Below are 2,715 nucleotides of genomic sequence, written 5' to 3'. Positions count from 1 at the left end.
AGAAAGACTGACAGAAACTCGCTCATACTGTTGTGAGTATCTGACTGAATCGTTATTATCGCTAGTCTATTTTTTAAACTAGAGATTCTTTAAGGGACTGATGAAGAAGGTTTGCTCTGCACCTGTCATGATCGTTGACGATAACGAGGTTGACATTTTTATTAATAAGAAAGTACTTGAGTTTAGTAATTTTTGTTCTGAAACTATATGCATGACATCGGCTACCGATGCATTAGATTATCTTCAGGGCGACAATATCTTACCTGAAGTCATATTTTTAGACTTAAATATGCCGGTGGTCGATGGCTTCAGGTTTTTGTTTGAGTATGCTAAATTCCCTGAGTCAATAAGACAGCAAATAAGCATTGTAGTACTTACCAGTAGCGACAATAATCGTGATAAGGAGAAAATTGCTGCTAACCCTGATGTCTTGCAATTTGTGTCTAAACCACTGAATGAGTTTAAGCTAAAAAAGATTAAAGACGATCTGTTTGATGAGGTAGCTAATTAGAGCAGATTACTGCTTTACAAGCTCTACATTCAATATAAGGTCTACTTTTTCTCCAACAATTAAGCCACCACTATCTAGCACATCATCCCATGAGAGTCCGTAATCAAAGCGGTTTATGGTTCCACGTGCTTCAAATCCGGCTTTTTGTTTATTGTTAATAGAAACGATGCCTCCAAATTCGGCATTTAGAGTAATGGGCTTTGTAACACCTTTAATAGTAAGGTCTCCTTTGATGGTGTACATATTATTGCCTTTCTCCTTAAAAGAATTACTTACAAATTTAATTTCCGGATACTCGGCAGCGTTGAAGAAATCATCATCTTTTAGGTGTTTGTCACGCTCAAGGTTGTTGGTGGTAATGCTTGGCACCTGAATAGTAGCAGTAATTTTCGCATCCTCAAATTCCATTTTTTTAGAAGTTACAATACCACTGTATGAGGTAAATTGTCCTGTAACCGAAGAAACGGCCAAATGAGAAACTTCAAATTGAATTGACGAGTGCGTAGGATCAACGATCCAGGTGGTCTGTGCGTAACCAAAAATTAAAAAAGCGACACTAAAAAGTAGAGATAAAACGATTTTCTTCATGGCAGTATAATTTTAGAGTGTAGTTCCGATCTTTAATAAAAGATAATAAAAAATAAGAACATTTCATATCACTATTATACGAGCCAGAAAGGGTTTTGGATAAAACTCTATTCTTGAATATGTCTAACTATTTGATTGTCAACCTTCTAGATACGGGTGTATGTTGGAGTTTTGATTTACCTACTCCTTGGGTGTCAGTCCTTGATTGCTTTTTTATCTGTAACAAGAAAATTGGCCAAACCGGCTACAATTAAAGAACAGCCTGCCAGACTTAATGTATATATTACATCCTCACCGAAAAGTAATTTGTAAGTAACATTAATTCCCCCAATAGCAGCGATGATCTGAGGAATTACGATGAACATATTAAAAATTCCCATATACACTCCCATTTTCTTTGAGTCAATTCCAGAAGAAAGCATGGCGTATGGCATTGACAAAATACTGGCCCAGGCAATACCTACACCAGCAAAAGAGAGGTGCAACATCCAGGGTTCTTGTATATAGTAAATAGATAGAAAACCAATTCCACCAACGATTAGGCTAAACATGTGTAGGTATTTCCTATTAATCTTTACTCTGCTTGAAATAAATGCCAAAAGCAAGGCATAGACCATAGAAACCAGTCCATAAGTACCCATATAACTACCTACATTATTTGCTGCTGTATTATATGCAGCTGAGGTGGTGTCTGTTGTATGAAAAACGTGCTCTGTTATTGCTGGAGTTGCAAAGCTCCACATTGTAAAAAAGGCAAACCAGGAAAAAAATTGAACAGTACCCAATTTTAGCATTAATTTGGGCATGTTGGCTATATTGCCAAATATTTCTTTAACACTATTAGCAAAGCCCTTCGTGTCTTCGTTGTTTTTTTTGAAGCTTTCTAAGTCTTCTGGTGGGTACTCTTTAGTAGTGAAGATTGTGTACAATACACTTCCTAAAAAGACTATGCTTCCAATGAGAAAAGCGATTTTGACGGAGTCGGGCAGTACACCTTCCGGAGCTTCATTTGATGCACCTAATTTAGTGACCATCCAAGGGAGGTTTGAGGCTATCCAAGTACCGATTCCTATAATTAAAGTTTGTACAACAAATCCGTAGGATCTCTGACTGTCAGGAAGTTTGTCAGCAACAAGTGCTCTAAAAGGCTCCATACTAATATTTATTGAAGCATCTAATACCCAGAGAAGTCCGGCTGCAATCCATAGTGCGGGAGAATGAGGTACAAAGAAAAGTGCCAATGAGCTTAAAATAGCACCTAATAGAAAGTAGGGTCTTCTTCTACCTAATTTAGGATTCCATGTTCTGTCACTTAAATACCCAATTATTGGTTGTACAATAAGACCTGTTAGAGGAGCCGCTAGCCATAAAATAGGAATCTCATCTTTACTTGCTCCAAGAGTCTGAAAAATCCTAGACATAAATCCTCCTTGCAACGCAAAACCAAATTGAATACCCAGAAAGCCAAAACTCATATTCCATATCTGCCAGAAGCTTAATTTTGGTTTTTCAGAAGTGAGGGAAACGTTACTCATAAATTCAAATGCTTAAATAGATTAGTGGTATTTACAATCCAGGTATTGAAAAATCAGTATCACAAATCCTACTTGGCTGTG

General features: G+C 37.1%; 3 protein-coding genes. 1 reads left to right on the top strand and 2 read right to left on the bottom strand.

All coding sequences use genetic code 11. From position 1 onward, the window contains the following. Nucleotides 1–100: 100 nt before the first annotated feature. Complete coding sequence (locus E1176_RS02745) at nucleotides 101–511, top strand: response regulator (protein WP_246205921.1); 411 nt, start codon at nucleotides 101–103, stop codon at nucleotides 509–511. Nucleotides 512–517: 6 nt separating this feature from the next. Here E1176_RS02745 and E1176_RS02740 read toward each other — a convergent pair whose 3' ends face one another. Next, nucleotides 518–1,099 (bottom strand): YceI family protein, encoded by a 582-nt coding sequence (locus tag E1176_RS02740; protein ID WP_155209046.1) that lies wholly within the window; start codon nucleotides 1,097–1,099, stop codon nucleotides 518–520. A gap of 194 nt (nucleotides 1,100–1,293) precedes the next feature. Beyond that, nucleotides 1,294–2,634: an MFS transporter gene (locus tag E1176_RS02735; protein ID WP_246205920.1), complete on the bottom strand. Its 1,341-nt coding sequence runs from the start codon at nucleotides 2,632–2,634 to the stop codon at nucleotides 1,294–1,296. Between the last annotated feature and the right edge of the window lie 81 nt (nucleotides 2,635–2,715).

The sequence above is a fragment of the Fulvivirga aurantia genome (genome assembly GCF_009711475.1).
GTDB classification, from domain to species: domain Bacteria; phylum Bacteroidota; class Bacteroidia; order Cytophagales; family Cyclobacteriaceae; genus Fulvivirga; species Fulvivirga aurantia.
Note: the sequence above shows the minus strand (reverse complement) of the source record. Positions and strands in the feature narration are given on the sequence as shown.